Annotated in this window: 12 protein-coding genes; 7 read left to right on the top strand and 5 right to left on the bottom strand. The window is 63.7% G+C overall.

What is annotated here, in order from left to right; genetic code table 11:
• Positions 1-26: 26 nt before the first annotated feature.
• Together ACOFKS_RS10480 and ACOFKS_RS10485 are read left to right on the top strand one after the other, a co-directional pair.
• Entirely contained in the window at positions 27-1,094 is a 1,068-nt protein-coding gene (locus ACOFKS_RS10480; protein ID WP_419809178.1) for an MBL fold metallo-hydrolase, read from the top strand.
• Between the two features lie 55 nt (positions 1,095-1,149).
• Positions 1,150-1,782, top strand: coding sequence for a glutathione S-transferase family protein (locus ACOFKS_RS10485; protein ID WP_419809179.1), 633 nt, complete (start codon positions 1,150-1,152; stop codon positions 1,780-1,782).
• A gap of 230 nt (positions 1,783-2,012) precedes the next feature.
• Here ACOFKS_RS10485 and ACOFKS_RS10490 read toward each other — a convergent pair whose 3' ends face one another.
• On the bottom strand, positions 2,013-2,279 hold the full coding sequence (locus ACOFKS_RS10490) for a hypothetical protein (protein WP_419809180.1): 267 nt from the start codon (positions 2,277-2,279) through the stop codon (positions 2,013-2,015).
• A 170-nt stretch (positions 2,280-2,449) separates the two neighbouring features.
• Here ACOFKS_RS10490 and ACOFKS_RS10495 point away from each other — a divergent pair.
• A protein-coding gene (locus ACOFKS_RS10495) for an IS3 family transposase (protein ID WP_419809181.1) occupies positions 2,450-3,621 on the top strand; the annotation gives its coding sequence in 2 pieces (ribosomal slippage) (positions 2,450-2,705 and positions 2,705-3,621; 1,173 coding nt in all).
• Positions 3,622-3,643: 22 nt separating this feature from the next.
• Here the strand turns inward: ACOFKS_RS10495 and ACOFKS_RS10500 are convergent.
• Both ACOFKS_RS10500 and ACOFKS_RS10505 read right to left on the bottom strand, forming a co-directional pair.
• Complete coding sequence (locus tag ACOFKS_RS10500) at positions 3,644-3,889, bottom strand: hypothetical protein (RefSeq protein ID WP_419809182.1); 246 nt, start codon at positions 3,887-3,889, stop codon at positions 3,644-3,646.
• A gap of 103 nt (positions 3,890-3,992) precedes the next feature.
• Positions 3,993-5,113, bottom strand: a protein-coding gene (locus tag ACOFKS_RS10505) for an IS3 family transposase (RefSeq protein ID WP_419807427.1) whose coding sequence is annotated in 2 segments (ribosomal slippage) — positions 3,993-4,864 and positions 4,864-5,113 — 1,122 coding nt in all. Because the reading frame shifts where the segments join, the coding sequence is not laid out codon by codon here.
• Between the two features lie 459 nt (positions 5,114-5,572).
• Here ACOFKS_RS10505 and ACOFKS_RS10510 point away from each other — a divergent pair.
• Positions 5,573-7,078, top strand: coding sequence for a HEPN domain-containing protein (locus ACOFKS_RS10510; RefSeq protein WP_419809183.1), 1,506 nt, complete (start codon positions 5,573-5,575; stop codon positions 7,076-7,078).
• Positions 7,079-7,800: 722 nt separating this feature from the next.
• Here the strand turns inward: ACOFKS_RS10510 and ACOFKS_RS10515 are convergent.
• Positions 7,801-8,691, bottom strand: a complete 891-nt coding sequence (locus ACOFKS_RS10515; RefSeq protein WP_419809184.1) for a hypothetical protein — start codon at positions 8,689-8,691, stop codon at positions 7,801-7,803.
• 454 nt (positions 8,692-9,145) lie between these two features.
• Here ACOFKS_RS10515 and ACOFKS_RS10520 point away from each other — a divergent pair, with 454 nt between their 5' ends.
• The 3 genes from ACOFKS_RS10520 (at position 9,146) to ACOFKS_RS10530 (ending at position 13,845) form a co-directional block, all read left to right on the top strand.
• Positions 9,146-10,462 (top strand): hypothetical protein, encoded by a 1,317-nt coding sequence (locus ACOFKS_RS10520; protein ID WP_419809185.1) that lies wholly within the window; start codon positions 9,146-9,148, stop codon positions 10,460-10,462.
• 279 nt (positions 10,463-10,741) lie between these two features.
• Positions 10,742-12,457, top strand: coding sequence for a recombinase family protein (locus ACOFKS_RS10525; protein ID WP_419809186.1), 1,716 nt, complete (start codon positions 10,742-10,744; stop codon positions 12,455-12,457).
• Between the two features lie 197 nt (positions 12,458-12,654).
• Positions 12,655-13,845 (top strand): tyrosine-type recombinase/integrase, encoded by a 1,191-nt coding sequence (locus ACOFKS_RS10530; protein ID WP_419809187.1) that lies wholly within the window; start codon positions 12,655-12,657, stop codon positions 13,843-13,845.
• Between the two features lie 555 nt (positions 13,846-14,400).
• Here the strand turns inward: ACOFKS_RS10530 and ACOFKS_RS10535 are convergent.
• Positions 14,401-15,336 (bottom strand): alpha/beta hydrolase, encoded by a 936-nt coding sequence (locus ACOFKS_RS10535; RefSeq protein WP_419809188.1) that lies wholly within the window; start codon positions 15,334-15,336, stop codon positions 14,401-14,403.
• Positions 15,337-15,488 lie beyond the last annotated feature (152 nt).

Consider the following 15,488-nt stretch of genomic DNA (forward strand, 5'->3'; position numbering starts at 1 on the left):
GCTCCCTCAGTTGCTACGCGCAACCGATGGCCACCGCACCCGCCCATCGGACCGACGACGCGATCGAGCGCGACGACGTCGTCTACCCCCTCGGCGGCACCGCCCCGCAGCCCGGCGACCTCCACGAGATCGCGCCCGGCGTCCGCTGGTGGCGGTTGCCGCTGTCCGGGCCGCTCAAGCACATCAACGGTTATGTGCTGGGCACCGACGACGCGCTGACGCTGGTCGATACCGGGTTCAACAGCGACGCGGCGGTGGCCGCGTGGCAGGCGCTGTTCGCCGGGCCGCTGGCGGGGGCGACCGTCGCGCAGGTGCTGTGTACGCACTTTCATCCCGATCATGTCGGGCTCGCCGGCTGGCTGTGCCGCCAGCACGACGCACCGCTGGTGATGACGCGGACCGAGTGGCTGCAGCTGCGGATGCTGACCAGCGACAGCCGCGACGACGTGCCCGACGAGATGAAGGCGTTCTGGCGCGGCGCGGGCTGGGACGAGGCGCAGATCGCGCAGGCGTCGGAACGCGGCTGGGGCAATTTCGGGCGGGTCGTCTCGCGCCTGCCGCTCGGCTTCCGCCGGATCGCCGAGGGCGACGTGCTGACGATCGGCGGCACCGACTGGGACGTGGTGGTCGGCAGCGGCCACAGCCCTGAGCATGCCTGCCTGCTGGACCGCGCGCGCGGCATTCTGGTGGCGGGCGATCAGGTGCTGCCCCGGATCAGCTCCAACGTATCGCTGGGCGTCAGCGAGCCGGAGGGCGATCCGCTGGGCGACTGGCTGGCGTCGATCGCGAAGCTGCGCGGGCTGCCGGCCGACCTGCTGGTGCTGCCGGGCCATGGCGATCCGTTCACCGGGCTGCACACGCGGCTCGACCAGCTCGACGCGGAACATGCCGGGCGGCTGGATGCGGTCGCCGCGCACCTCGCCACGCCGGCGCGCGCGGTCGACTGTTTCGGCCAGCTGTTCCGGCGCCCGATCGGTCCCGACGTGCTCGGCATGGCGACGGGCGAGGCGCTGGCGCACCTCCGGCATCTGGAAGTGACGGGGCGCGCGGTACGCGAGGTGCGCGACGGCGTCTGGTGGTATCGCGCCGCTTGACCGTTCGTCGTGGGCGTGTTCCACCCTTGTTCCGATTCGAGCAGGGGTAATCGCAATGGCCGAGCTGACCTTCTACACCAATCCGATGTCGCGCGGGCAGATCGCCCGCTGGATGCTGGAGGAGGTCGGCGCCGAGTACGAGCAGGTCATCCTCGGCTATGCGGACACGATGAAGTCGGCCGAGTATCTGGCGATCAACCCGATGGGCAAGGTGCCCGCGATCGTCCATCGGGGGCAGGTCGTGACGGAAGGCGCCGCGATCTGCGCCTATCTGGCCGAGGCGTTCCCCGACGCCGCGCTGGCACCGCGCGCGGAGGAGAGGGCCGCCTATTACCGCTGGCTGTTCTTCGCCGCCGGGCCGGTGGAGGCGGCGGTGACGAACCACAGCATCGGCTGGAACCCGGACGACAAGCAGCAGCGGATGGCGGGCTATGGTAGCTACGAGACGGTGGTCGATACGCTGGACGGCGAGATCGCGGGCAAGCAGTTCGTCTGCGGCGACCGGTTCACCGCGGCGGACGTCTATTTCGGGGCGCAGATCATCTGGGGCGTGGGGTTCGGCTCGCTGCCGAAGCGCGACAGCTTCGTGGCGTATTCGGAGCGGCTGACCGCGCGCGAGGCGTATCGTCGCGCGAAGAAGATGGACGACGACCTGATTGCGGCGATGCAGCCGCCGGCGGGCGGGTGAGGACGCAAACTGCCTTCCTCTTCAGAGGCGATTACGTATTTGACAAACCCGTCAGGTGTTGCCTGATTGACCGCAGTTCGGTTTCTAGCTCCGCTAAGCGATCAAGCACCCGGTTCGTCTGAAGATCGAGGGCGCGACGGGCTAGTCGGGCATCTTCGGCAACCTGCCAGATCAACGCTCCGAGTAAGATGGCTATGAGGATCAACACCCAGATCATCTCATTTGTCCGATTAGCCAGGGATGCAGAATGCGAACGCCGTAAACGCCGGTCCCGTTAGATAAACGTTGGGCTGGCGCGGTTCAGCCTTCGCGATCTCGTATTGCCGACGCCACTCCGCCTCCAAGGCATCGGCGGCACGCTGGCAGCGCGCGGCACTGGGGTAGTCGACCACAGTCGTTCCACCCGCCCCCACTACGATAACGAGCTTGTACGCCGCTGGTTGTTGCGCGACGACAGGTACAGACAGCAGGAATGCCGACAGCGCAAAGCGCTTCATTCCGGCTTCTCCGGCGCCGGTTGCTGCTTAACCAGCTTCCTGACCCGCTCGTCAAAGCGCGCTTCGTCGTCGTCGCACTCTAGCTGGCGGGCGGCTTCCTTGAACTTTGAGGTGGTGCTGGAAATCTGGACAGGCGGCTAAGCTATCCCGGAGGTGAGGGATGGACGACAATGAAGACGACGCGGAAGCGGTATACGGGCGAGTTCAAGGCCAAGGTTGCGCTGGAGGCGATCGGGGGTGATCTTACGCTGGCGGAGTTGGCGGCCAGGCACGGCATTCATCCGACGATGATCGCGACATGGAAGCGCCAGGCGACAGACGGCATGGCGGCGACGTTCTCGGGCGCGAGCGAGGCGAGCAAGACCGCTGGCGACACCGAGATCGAGAAGCTGCACGCGAAGATCGGGCAGTTGGTGGTGGAACGGGATTTTTTGTCGAAGGGGTTCGCGCGATGAGCGTCGAGCGGCGGCGGCGGCTGATCGAACGCGGACATGCCAGCCTGTCGATCGTGGCGCAGTGCCGGCTGGTGTCGATCAGCCGGTCGTCCTTCTACTATGCGCCGGCGGCGGAGACGGTCGAGACGCTGGCGCTGATGGCGGTGATCGACGCCTCGTTCCTCGATCACCCATGGTATGGCAGCCGGCAGATGGCCCGGCACGTGTCGCGGCTCGGGCATGCGGTCGGACGACGGCGTGTGCGGCGGCTGATGGCGAAGATGGGGCTGTCGCCCATCTACCAGCGCCCGCGGACCGGCGACCCGCACCCCGAGCATCGGATCTACCCGTACCTGTTGCGCGATCTGGAGATCACGCGGCCGGACCAGGTCTGGTGCGCCGACATCACCTACATCCCGATGCGGCGCGGCTTTCTCTACCTGGTCGCGATCATGGACTGGGCAAGCCGGAAGGTGCTCGCCTGGCGGCTGTCGAACACGATGGATGCGGAGTTCTGCGTCGTTGCCCTGCAAGAGGCGCTGGTGCGGTTCGGCAAGCCCGACATCTTCAATACTGACCAAGGGAGCCAGTTCAGCAGCAACGACTTCACCGACGTCCTGCGCGGTGCCAAGGTGAAGGTCTCAATGGACGGCCGTGGCCGCTGGATGGACAACGTGTTCATCGAACGGCTCTGGCGGTCGCTGAAGTACGAGTGCGTCTACCTGAACGCCTTCGCGACCGGCTCCGACCTGCGCGCTGGGCTCGGCCGGTGGATCAACCATTACAACGGGCACCGGCCCCACTCCCGCTTCGGCGGCCGAACGCCGGACGAGGTCCATGGGCAAACAGACGCAACGCCATGTCCGGGGCATGCCCCGGACATGGCGCTCACCAGAATGGCAGCGTAAATCAACAGGGGTATAGCTTAGCTCAGCCGCCAAACTGTCCAAAAAGGCGGAACCACCTCAGACGTTCGTCGGCAAGCAGCGCTTCCAGCTTACGCAAGTCGGTCGTCGCCTGCCGGAGCTCTCGGCTGATCTGCCAATCGGCGGGGATGCGATCTACCACGGCTTCGCCTTGGATGTGAAAATACAACTGCCGCACGTGCTCATGAACAGCCTTGCGGGCCACCGCCTCGGCGACGTCGTCTTGACCGGCTTGGCCGATCTGGATCAACGGGTGATCACCGGTGTCGTCACAGACGGGAATGAGACGTACGACGACCGACTTCCGGACGGCTGGATCCGGTTGCAGCTCAGTCCTGACCTGCTCCCCGTTTTCAGGCCGCTGATAACTTAGCTTCAGTGTCCATATGCCCCTGGCGGGGGCAGTTGGTGAACTCGGCGGGTGCCAACCCGCCAAGGCTGCTGTGCGGACGCACGGTGTTGTAGTCCGTCCGCCATGCCTCGATGATCCGTCTTGCCGCGGCCAGCGATGGGAACAGGTGCTCGTTCAGGCACTCGTCGCGCAAGCGACCATTAAAGCTTTCGACGAAGCCGTTCTGCTGCGGCTTGCCCGGCGCGATGTAATGCCAGTCGACCCCGGTATCCTGGCACCAGGCAAGAACGGCGTGACTGGTCAGCTCGGTGCCATTGTCGCTGACCACCATGCACGGCAGCCCGCGACGTTCGGCGATAGCGCTCAGCTCACGAACGACCCGCCGACCGGACAGCGACGTATCGACGATGCAGGCCAGGCATTCCCGGCTGTAATCGTCGATGACGTTGAGCAAGCGGAACCGCCGGCCGCAGGCCAATGCATCCGATACGAAGTCGAGCGACCAGCGCTGGTTGGGCTCCTGCGGGATTGCCATCGGCGCCCGCGTGCCCAGCGCGCGCTTGCGCCCGCCACGCTTGCGTATCGTCAGCCGCTCCTCGCGATACAGCCGATACACCTTCTTCAGGTTCATGCCCTTGCCCTCACGCTGCAGCAGGATCGCCAGCCGCCGGTAGCCGAACCGACGACGCTCGTTCGCGATCTCACGCATCCGCTCGCGGACAGCATCGTCCTTCCCGCGAAGCGGCTCATATTGCCATGCCGACCGATTGACCCCGATCAGCCTGCAGGCGCGACGCTCGGAGAAGCCGTGATCGGCCATCAGCTTCTCCACCGCAGCATAGCGCTCTGCAGACCGGGTCAGTTTTTTCCCAGCAGATCCTTAAGCGCCGACACGTCCAGCATCGACTCCGCCAGCAGCTTCTTCAGGCGTCGGTTCTCATCCTCGAGCGCCCGCAACCGCGCCGCGTCGGACACCGTCAGCCCGCCGTACTTCGACTTCCAATTGTAGAACGTCGCATCGCTGATCCCGTGCTTGCGGCACAGGTCCGCCGTCTTCACGCCAGCCTCGTGCTCGCGCAGCACGCCAATGATCTGATCCTCGGTAAATCGGCTTCGCCGCATCGCTCGTCTCCATCTGACGAGCTAACTTACCAATGGCATGATTTCCGGGGAGCAGGTCACCAGGCTTCGAACTCGGACTGGGCGGATGAAGGATCCTGCGGGAGCACAGCATTCGCAGAGGCGGGTTCGAGGTTGTCGCCACTGGTCGCCCTCATGAATTGGCGACCGTTTTCGGGTAGCCACGCAAGTGCCTCGAATGTCCACTACCTGGGCCCTCGCTTCTCGTTAGTGGAGGTGGCGCTGGTGAAAAGCGATCCTGCCGCTTCCAGGCACTTGGGTCGTGTAAGCGGACCTCCGTTCAGCCTTCGCGAAGCTAAGCGCGCACCGTCTGCTCGTCGAAGCATGGCGCTGATCCGCCTGGATCTCCGTCGAGCACTCGTATCGCATCACATTGATCGCGGCTGCGAAAGGCGTCGCCTTTCCCGCCCATGTGTGGCGAAGATCGCGTAGGAGATCCCAATGGACAGGGATGAGAGAGTTGTCGAGGGCGCGCGGCTCGGCGGCAGTTTCGAGATTGGCGAGGGACGCACCATCCTTGGCGAGCTGACGATCGCCGGCGCGGCGACATCGCTATACCTCCACGACCCGGAGTTCTTCCTCATTCGCGACGAGGTCGAGCAGGGCCTTCGCGGGATCCTGCATGACCGGACCAAGGTGACGGTGCTTGGAAGTTCGATCCATTCGGAACTGGGATCGGCGACACGCTACGAGCAGAGCTTCAACTTCGCGGAGCTGGCACCGGCCTACGTCGTTTCCGGAAGCCGACACCTATCCTCGTCGGAAGCCGAGATCTCGAAGATAACGTTCCATATCGACGACGCCGAAACGGTCTTCCACGATTTCGATGCGATGGGCCGGGTCATCGATCCGAGACCGCTTATTAAGGCTGTAGTCGGCGCCAACGAGAAGCGGATCAACCGCAAGATCCCTACAGGACCGGATGCGGACATCGCCTTCTTCGCCGGGCGGACGGAACTCGCCTCGGTACTGACCGCGGTCGGTCTGGTCAGGATCTTCCATCGGCCCTCGCCGTCGCATCCACTCGCGACCCGCGAGGTCGGGATCCGGAACCGCACGCTGATCGAGATCGGCTTCGAAGAACCCCGATTGCTGACCGGCGCGCTCGACGCGGTTATGTCGGTGCTGCGCTTCGTGAACATGCTGGCCGGCCGGCCGCAGAACATTGACGGCATATGGCTCGACACGGTGCACGAAGGTCCGAGGTCACCGCTGGACCTCTACTGGACGCATCGTCCAATTCGACCATCGGAATGGGAGGAGCGTCGTTCGCACCCGGTGGAGATACTTATCTCGATCGTCGACGATCCGGAGCAGTTCGCGACGGTGCTCAGGCACTGGCTCGCTGCGGACGCGGCGCGGCAGGACGCACGGGTTCGCTTCTCGAACGGATTCGAGCAGCAGCGCAGCTTTCCGATCGACCGGATGGTGGGCGCAGCCAACATGTTCGACATCCTGCCTGACGACGCCTTCCCGGCGGCTGCCCCGATCTCGCAGGATGTCGCAGACGCCAAGGCAACGGCCAAGCGCGCATTCAAGTCCCTTCCGCTCTCGCCCGAGCGCGAGAGCGTGCTGAACGCGCTTGGGCGGATCGGCCGTCCGACCCTCAGGAGCAAGGTCCGCCACCGAGCCGAGCTTGTGTCACGCGCCCTTCGCGGACCCTTGGCGCATCTCGACGACGTCACTGATGAGGCGGTGCGCTGTAGAAATCACTACGTCCACGGGTCACCAGGCAGCTTCGACTACTCCGAGCACGGCGGCACGTTCACGTTCCTCACTGGAGCGCTCGAATTCCTATTCGCAGCCTCCGACCTCATAGACGCGGGATGGAACATAGCAGCCTGGCGGTCGCGGGGGAGCGTGCTGGCGCACCCCTTCAGCCGCATCCTGCACAGCTGGGATGTCGAGGCCGAGCGGCTCCGGGCGCTCAGGAACCCCCGCCCCTGAGCCTGACGATGGTGGGGACAAATCGGCTTGAATGCCTGCCGGACAGTACTCCCTCCGGGGCCGCGGATTCGACCTCACCTATCGCGGTGGAAGGAAAAGTGGAGCGTGGATGATGCACCTTCCGCTCGGTGATCGAGCCGATGACCGTGGCATTGGCATCGAGTTCCACATGAGATCAAGATGAACGAAAGTCCGGCTTGTGGAAGCGCACAGGGGTCGTCGAACGACCGATATTGGGTCTCCGCGACCATAGGATCGCGGCCGAAGGCGCCGCCCTCATGCCGTTCATCGCTGAAATTTGTCGACCGCGTCCTCCAAATTATCGAGCCACGCCGACAGATCTTTGGCTTCACGCGGAAGCTGATTGTCGTGCGCTACCTCGTTCCGGAGCGTATAGTCCTTACCGAGCTCTGCGCGAGTCCGCGGATCAGCATGGAAGATTATGTCAAGTTGCTGGCGCACTGTGAGTGCCTTGATATTTCCCTGGATCTGGCGCCATGCGTGACCGTGCACCGTGTTTGTCCTTGCGTGCTCTTCGACGGCATCTTTCGAAGCGCGACGGACTAAAAACTCGAATTGGCCCCAACCTAACAAGTAGAAAGCTGTATCCAAGAGTCGCCGGAACTCCTCTAGATCCTTTGTAGATCCGCGACGAGCTCGAATCTCTTGGTCCAATAGCTCCGCAATCTTGTCATATGCTCGACGGGTTTGCTCAAGCCTGCTCATGCTAGAAGGTCGCGGAGCACTTCAGCGTCGAGCGGGCTAACCTTGCGCCGATCCGACTTGTCCACCACCTGCCAACTAAACTCATCCTCCCTAGAAGCACGCACCAGCAGCGTCGTTCCCGAGCGGGTCACTAGGTCGACACGCCCGAAAGACCCGAGCACCCATAGCGCCCGCGGGATGAAGCTTGCGAGCACGTCGTCGGCGCGCACAACATCTAGGATCGGTAGTTCGCGATCAGGCACCGCAAACTTCTGCATCAACTCTTCAGACATTGTGTATCGACGGCTGGTATCAAACTGGAGCGAGGTGTCTGACTGAAGGGTCGTACGGCAGAACGTGAACAGGCCGTCTATCGCGTTTTGCCACCTGTTGACTGAGTTGATTACGTCGGCTCGGCCGAACAGGCTGTCTTCCGTTTTCTCCCAAACCTCGACTGGTTCCCAGGCCGTCTCGTGAAGCGGATCGGGAGTGCCGATTACAGTGAGCGATAGCCGGTCAATGTTGAAGAACCAAGTCTCGAGCTCTCTTCCCTCCACCGCAGCCTTAGATGCACGGTCGAAAGCTCGCTGATAGTCGGCGTTTCTAACGGGGCCGTCGCGGGTCTTGACTTCGACAAACAAGGAGCGACCTCGTTCATCTTGGAACTGAATATCCCAACCGTGCTCAGCTGGGTCGATCTCAACTTTGAGAAGCCCGGCGACTTTGATGGTTTCTACTACTCTTCGCTCAGACGCCTCCACCTCATCATGGACGCGCGGAAGAACCGCGAGTTCTTCAGGGTCAAAGGCAGCTGCAACGGGCAATCCGGTAGGCGGACCGAATACGACGAAACGGTTGCCGATATTGACGAGAATTTGCCTTCCGGCGCTGATCTGGTCTGCGGTCACATGTGCTTGATGACTGCCGCACACCGCTCTTGCAAGCGGCTCGGCATTCCCGTGGCTGCATCGGGGAGCGCCGCCACGCTGCAGAAGGTCTCCGCCAAAACCAGTTGTCCGTCAGTCCTGGATTGTACAGCCGGCGACGAGGGCGGCAAAGGCCATCGTCCGCGATGCACGGCGCCGTCACTACTGCCGGCGTCAGAGTGACAAGCCTGAGATTCGCGCTTCGGCAAAGGTGAATGAATGACCGTGTCGGGAAGCGGGGCAGGATGCTTCAACGGCCGAATGTGGGTCGAGTCCCCCCGCCTGCCGCCGGGTCTGCGCACCTAGCCGACCGATCATCGGCAGCGAACAGCCGCGACATGGGACCCCATGGTGATGTCTGGATCAGGATCGGAGCGAGCGGGCGATATCCCGACGTAGCTCCAATCAGCGGTCCCCGGAAAGCAAGGACGCAACGATGGAATACGAGCCCGCCCCCAGAGGCGAAGAGCTAATCAACACCATGGCTGCGGGCCGCCCGTGGTGGAAGCTGTGGGCGAGCGACATCGCACCGTGGATCCGGGATCTGCCGAAAGCGGTCCGTACGAACAAGTACAATCGCATCGAATGGATCGGCCGACCGTGGGACGGCGTCTCCGACATCGCCATCGGCGAGCAGCCCTGGGACGGCGAGAGAGACAGCAGCGAAGCCGAACCCCTGTGGAATGGCGTATTCCCGGAGGCCGACTATGTGGTGCCCGCTGCCGACGCGGCATTGCTCGTGGGTGAACTAAGGCGTCAGATCGGTGAGCTGCCGCTTCTCGGCATAGCGCTTCCGGATCACCGCAATGTGCGGGCATGTCTCGCAGGCCCCGAAGGCAGCATATCGGAGCCCACGCCCGGCACGCTCACCATCGACTTCGACCTCGGAGACATGGTTCTCCCCCTGTGCATCGAATACTGGCAGCTTCGTCCCGACACAGCGACGCCGATGCCTGCCGTCGCCCGGCTGATGATGCGCAAGCTCATTCATGCGGCCAGGCATCGCAAACGGCTGCTCCGGCGGGAACTGCGCATGCGCACTGCGTTCGAGGACATCATCGGCGAGATCGGCGACGGCGCCGCGCCGCTCTGGCTTCGGTTGGAGCCGCTTCGGTTCGACGATGCCGACGACCTCCTGACGCACCTGCCCTACGTCGCGCTCGATATCAGCCTCGATCTCCACCAGGTCTGGGCTCCCTCGGGCGTGGAGCGCGTGAAGACCATCGCGAAGCTGCAGAAGATGCATGCGTGGCGCCCGACGGCGCACCGGCGCGCCGTCGCCCGACTGGCAGAGATGCATACCAGCGGCTCGATCGGCTGGATCACCGACGTCGCGCTGGCCCTGATAGAGGCGCGCGGCCTCAACCCCGCCGAGGTGTTCCGCCAGGAGCGGGACGCGTCGTTACATGGAGGCCGGTCAAGCCATTGGGGCGTGGTCGACCATTTCGGCGGGCTCTTTTGTAATCATGGGATTCTCTCCCCGTACTTCCGCTTCGACGGTGGCGACTACAACGACGGAACCCTGACGATATACGGCAACTTTCCTCACACGCTTGCGGCTGGAGCGGCGGGCAGACCGCTCGCTGCCTTCGCGGACCACCCGGCATTCGTCGCGTCCGGCGCTACCGTCGCGCGCGCCGAGGAGCTGGACGGCCGACTGGCGGTGGTCCACGAGCCCAGGCTCATCCCTGTTGAAGAGGCGGAGCGCAGATGGATGTCGACGCCGTGTGCGCTCCTCGACGGTTACGGTTGAAGGCACCTGCCCCGCCCCGCCGTAACGTCGGGCATGCACCTAGCCGACCGGTTCATTGCCGATGGCCTGGTCGACACCTCGGTTCATGGGAAGGCCGGGATCAGAATCAGAACGAGGCGATGAGTTCCCAGGCTTGGTGCATCCACAGGCGAACCGCGCTGCTGACGAGCACGCCATACCCGCCTCGCTCAATCCCGTCGTCGACGAACTGGTAAAGCTCCTAGCACGGCGAATCGCGGCGTCTTATGTTGATGCGTCCCTGGGCAGCGGAGAGGATCTATGAGCGAGCTCGCGATCGGCTATGGCCGCAAGAGCTTCGACGACCCGGATCAGCGCACGTCGTCGGTCGACGACCAGCGGATGTTTGCGGCGGCCTATGCCGAGCGCCACGGCTTCGAACTTGTTGCCTTCCACGGCGACAACGGCATCACCGGCGCGACAATGGAACGTCCGGGCCTGCAGGCGATGCTCCAGTCGGTGACGCGCGGCGAGGCCAAAATCGTCATCATCGAGGATGTTGATCGGCTGGGCCGCGACCAGGAACATCTCCAGCATATGATCAAGCTGTTCCGAGTGTACGATGTAGTCATCCATACCGTGGCGGCAGGCCGCATCGACGACCTCGTGTTCGCGTTCAAGGGGATCATCGGCGAGCAGCAGCGCATGCGCATCGCCTACACGACCAGGCGTGGTCTGAAGGGCAAGGCGAGCCGCGGCGGCGCAACCGGCGGCCGCGTCCTGGGCTACACGCGGGTCGTCACTGGCCAGGATGCGCAAGGCCGTGACCTCGACTGCCTGGCCATCGAGGAAGAGCAGGCGACGCTGGTCCGACGGATCTTCCAGCTCTACGCCGACGGACGCAGCCTCAAACAGATCTGCAACACGCTGAACGCCGAAGGCATCCCCTCCCCCCGCGCCCGCGAGCGCGGCAAGTACAATGCCGGCATCTGGAACCCGTCCACGTTGTCGGGCGACGTGACGCTCGGCGAAGGCATCCTTAACAACGAGATCTATGTCGGTCGACGCATCTTCAATCGGCGACGCTGGGTCGAGGTGCCCAACGAGCGCCGTGGCTTCTCGCGCAAGCCGCGGCTGAACCCGGAAGCCGAATGGGTCGTCCGCGACGAGCCCGCCCTGTGTATCATCGACCAGCCGCTGTGGGATGCCGTGAAGGTCCGCCAGGCGCAAGCGCGCCTTGCGCGTGACGAGCAGTTCGGGCTGACCGCTAATCCGCTAAGTGGAGCGAAGCGCCCTGCCCACCTCCTGTCCGGCCTGGTTGAATGCGGTGCCTGCGGTTCGCCAGTCCTGGCGACTGGTGCTGGGCGCTGGCGCTGCAAAGGTCATCGCACCGGCGCCTGCACCAACGGCTCGGTGACGACCAGCGAGCTTGAGAACAGGGCGTTTGCGGGCATCCGCGACAAGCTGCTGACGCCTGAAGTCGTCAGCCAGTTCGCAGCCGCGTTCCAGCGGGAACTCGAAGAAGCGCACCGCACAGACAATGCCGAGCGCGCTCGCAACGAGATCGAACTCACCGAGACGCGCGCGCGTATTACAAAGCTGGTGACACGCATCGAGGAGGATGACGATGCCCCGCGCTCGCTCAGCGTGCGCCTGAAGGAACTCGAGGCAAGCGAACAGGCGCTGGAAGCGACACTGGCCACCCTGCCCAAGCGTCAGGTCGTCCGGCTACCGGCCAATTACGAAGCGCTGTATCTCCGCGCGATCGCGGACCTGGATCAGCATCTGGCATCGGGTGACGGCGCGGCCGCGCGTCAGGCCATTCGCTCACTTATCGAGAAGATCGTGGTGCAACCGGGCGACGCGCGCGGCGGCAAGCGCCGACCGATGCAGCTTTACGGCGACCTGTTTCGGATGCTGGAGGTAGCGACCTCAGAAGGCCCAGACGCAACAAAGCCCCGTCCGGTTAGGGACGGGGCTGTTGTGACACCGTTGGTTGCGGGGACAGGATTTGAACCTGTGACCTTCAGGTTATGAGTGCTGTAGCACCATTTACGCTTACTTACGCAAAATCCCGCTATACTGCGCTATATCAGGGGCTTCGCTTGACTTCCGCCCGCCCTACCCCCTCCTAGTCTACGCGGGCTTCCGCGCCTCTTCTTAGCACCCTGCTTCCAGTGTGCTTCCACGGATTGGCGCCGAGTGGGTCCGTGGTAGCAAGGAGCTGATGAGCCATGTCACGGGAAAACATCAAACTTACTAAGGCGCTTATATCCAATGCCGCACCGAGCGATACCGATTATGTCATCTGGGACACCGAAGTACGCGGTTTCGGACTGAGGGTTCTGCCCAGCGCACGCAAGTCGTTTGTCTTCCAATACCGGATCGGACGCGTCTCAAAGAAGTTGACGCTAGGTTCTGGCGAACTTTCGCTGTCGCTGATGCGCGATCTGGCCCGGCAGGCCGCTGGCAAAGTGGCCGCCGGTATCGACCCCGGTAAGGAGCGGGATGACCTCCGCAACCGGGTTACGATCGCCGAGCTGGTCGAGCGGTTCGACGTCACCCACATCACCTTTCATGTAAAAGCGAGCACCGCCAAGGAGTACCGGCGGGCGATCCAGCTCTACATTCTGCCCGCCTTCGGGACGATGCACGTTGCGGACGTCACGCGTTCGCAGATCCATGCCTTCCACCAGAAGATGAAGAACAAACCCACCCAGGCGAACCGAACGCTGGAAATCCTGTCGAAGATGTTCAACCTGGCCGAGGAGTGGGAGTACCGGGCGCCCAACACGAACCCGCGCAAGGGCATCAAGAAGTACCCGGAGACGAAGCGGGAGCGATTCCTCAGCGCGGCCGAGCTCGAGCGAGTCGGTGAGGTGCTCGCTGAAATGGAGGACGATCGGATCGAGATGCCTTCTGCGATCGCCGCGGTCCGGCTCCTCATGTTCACCGGCTGCAGGCTCAACGAGATCATGATGCTGGACTGGCGGCACGTGGACCTCAAAGCCGCGTTGCTGCGGCTGCCGGACTCCAAGACGGGCGCGAAGAACGTGCAGCTGGGCGCCGCCGCTGTCGCGGTTCTCAGGTCGATTACGCGGATCGAAGACAACCCGTGGGTGCTGACCGGCAAGCTCGACGGCGGGCGGCTGACCGACCTGCAGCCATTCTGGCAGCGGGTACGTTCGCGGGCCGGGCTGAACGATGCGCGCATTCACGACCTACGACATACCTTCGCCTCGATAGCCGTTGCCGACGGGATGCCACTCTACTCAGTGGGCAAGTTGCTCGGGCATGCCAGCACCCAGACCACGGCTCGCTATGCGCATCTGGGGGCTGGGACGATGCAGGTGGCGGCCGACCGCGTGTCCTCGCTGATCGCCGGGCACATGCCGAAGTCAGCAGCTGAGATGTCCGCTCGCTAATCCCCAAGGGTCTTGGCTGTCGCAAGTGCTCTGCCATAAGCCAGCGGTCCCAGTGTCTTCTTGGGACCGCTGGCCTGCAGCCGACCGATACCCTCGTCATGATCTCCAGCAATGCGCCCTGTGGTCGCTCAACAGAGTGGATTGAAAGGTCGCCGGCTTGCGGCGAGCAGTACGTCGCCGCGGTCTTCCACGATCCTGGCCAAATGGACGCCTATCGCTTGTGCCGCCTCGACAGCAGCGTCGACGCCGCCGTGCCGTTCGATGGACGTCCCCTTTCGCTGGCTCATCGTCGCAGAGCCGTCAGCGACGGTGTCCAGCCAGCGTACGAGCCAATCGTCTGCCACTACCCTCGCCTCCTCACGCCGCCGCCGGGCAGGCAATCTGTGGGTGAGCCTTGATTCAGCGGCTGTCCGCTTTCGCTTACAGCCGGACATCCGTAGCCCCGGCTGGGCCGTCCGGAATTGGATACCCGTTACAGAGCTGCGGCCTTCGCTAACTCAATGAAGCGCGTGCTTGAGCGCCACGATCGATATCACGAAATAAGCGAACTTCGCCTTATCTTCTTGGCGTTTGCTTTTCGGCGTCGCCGAGCCCGAACAAGAAGGTGAGTGCGGCTGGCAAACGCTTCGCCCATGCATCTTCGCCATGATGTGCGGCCGGATCGATGACCAGCTTAACCGTTGGCGCAGTCAGTGCGGCGGCGAGCCGATCGCGTAGCCGCTTCGCGCCGACGACGAGCCCGGCATTGATGCGCGCGATCTGCTCGCGCATTGCCGGTGGTGCGCCAGGTGGTATCGCCGCCTCCTCACCGCCCATCCCGACATAGACTCGATCAGGTAGCGTGGCGGCGTCGGCCGCGTCGCGCAGCAACTGCCCATTGCCGACCTGCAAGGATGGGCTCTCGATCAGCGCCTTGCCGAACAGCTGGGGATTGCTCAGCGCCATGTGCAGCGTGGCTACGCCGCCATAGGAGAAGCCGCCCACCCCAATCTCGGCTGGATCAGTCGATACGCGGAACGATGCCGCGACCGCAGGCATGACGTCGCCCGCAAGGAATGCTGCCATCCGATCGCCTTCCACCTGGCCGGCTGTCGGCATGAACGGGTCGGCATACGGGAGATACTCGTTGGCACGACGCGCGCCGGCGTTATCGATGCCAACGATGACGATCGGCGAGATAGCTCCGTTTGTGATCAGCCGAGTGGCGACTTCATCCAGCGTCCACTCGTGGCCCTGATAGCCGGTGCAGGTGTCGAAGGCATTCTGACCGTCGAGAACGTACAGCACAGGATAGCGTCGCTGCCCCGACGTATCGTAACCGGGCGGCAGCCAAATCCGCAACGTGCGCTCGCCGGGAAACACCTTGCTCTGCAGCGTGATGGTGCGGACCGTCCCGACGACGCTGGAGCGACACGCGGGAGCGCTTGATACCGCAGGGGGAACCTGTGCGGGGACCGCCGTTGCAGCCGCGAGCATGACAGCCACCATCATCTCACGTCCCCTTGGTCGAAAGTTGTCGTAGCAAACGGATAGCGCTCACGGATGCAGGTAGCCAGCCTCCTTGGCGATCTCGGCCACGGTCGGGACTCGGTGGAGAGTCCGCTTTCCACCAGAACCAGACATCCAACGCCCGCCGAGCGAAT

It is taken from the genome of Sphingomonas sp. (assembly GCF_965200135.1).
In the GTDB taxonomy this organism is placed as follows: domain Bacteria; phylum Pseudomonadota; class Alphaproteobacteria; order Sphingomonadales; family Sphingomonadaceae; genus Sphingomonas.

What these genes read in the sequence shown, in the direction of transcription:
- ACOFKS_RS10525 (WP_419809186.1), top strand. Translation starts at nt 10,742, where the DNA reads ATGAGCGAGCTCGCGATCGGCTATGGCCGCAAGAGCTTCGACGACCCG.
- ACOFKS_RS10480 (WP_419809178.1), top strand. Translation starts at nt 27, where the DNA reads ATGGCCACCGCACCCGCCCATCGGACCGACGACGCGATCGAGCGCGAC.
- ACOFKS_RS10535 (WP_419809188.1), bottom strand. Translation starts at nt 15,336, where the DNA reads ATGATGGTGGCTGTCATGCTCGCGGCTGCAACGGCGGTCCCCGCACAG.
- ACOFKS_RS10490 (WP_419809180.1), bottom strand. Translation starts at nt 2,279, where the DNA reads ATGAAGCGCTTTGCGCTGTCGGCATTCCTGCTGTCTGTACCTGTCGTC.
- ACOFKS_RS10520 (WP_419809185.1), top strand. Translation starts at nt 9,146, where the DNA reads ATGGAATACGAGCCCGCCCCCAGAGGCGAAGAGCTAATCAACACCATG.
- ACOFKS_RS10510 (WP_419809183.1), top strand. Translation starts at nt 5,573, where the DNA reads ATGGACAGGGATGAGAGAGTTGTCGAGGGCGCGCGGCTCGGCGGCAGT.
- ACOFKS_RS10485 (WP_419809179.1), top strand. Translation starts at nt 1,150, where the DNA reads ATGGCCGAGCTGACCTTCTACACCAATCCGATGTCGCGCGGGCAGATC.
- ACOFKS_RS10530 (WP_419809187.1), top strand. Translation starts at nt 12,655, where the DNA reads ATGTCACGGGAAAACATCAAACTTACTAAGGCGCTTATATCCAATGCC.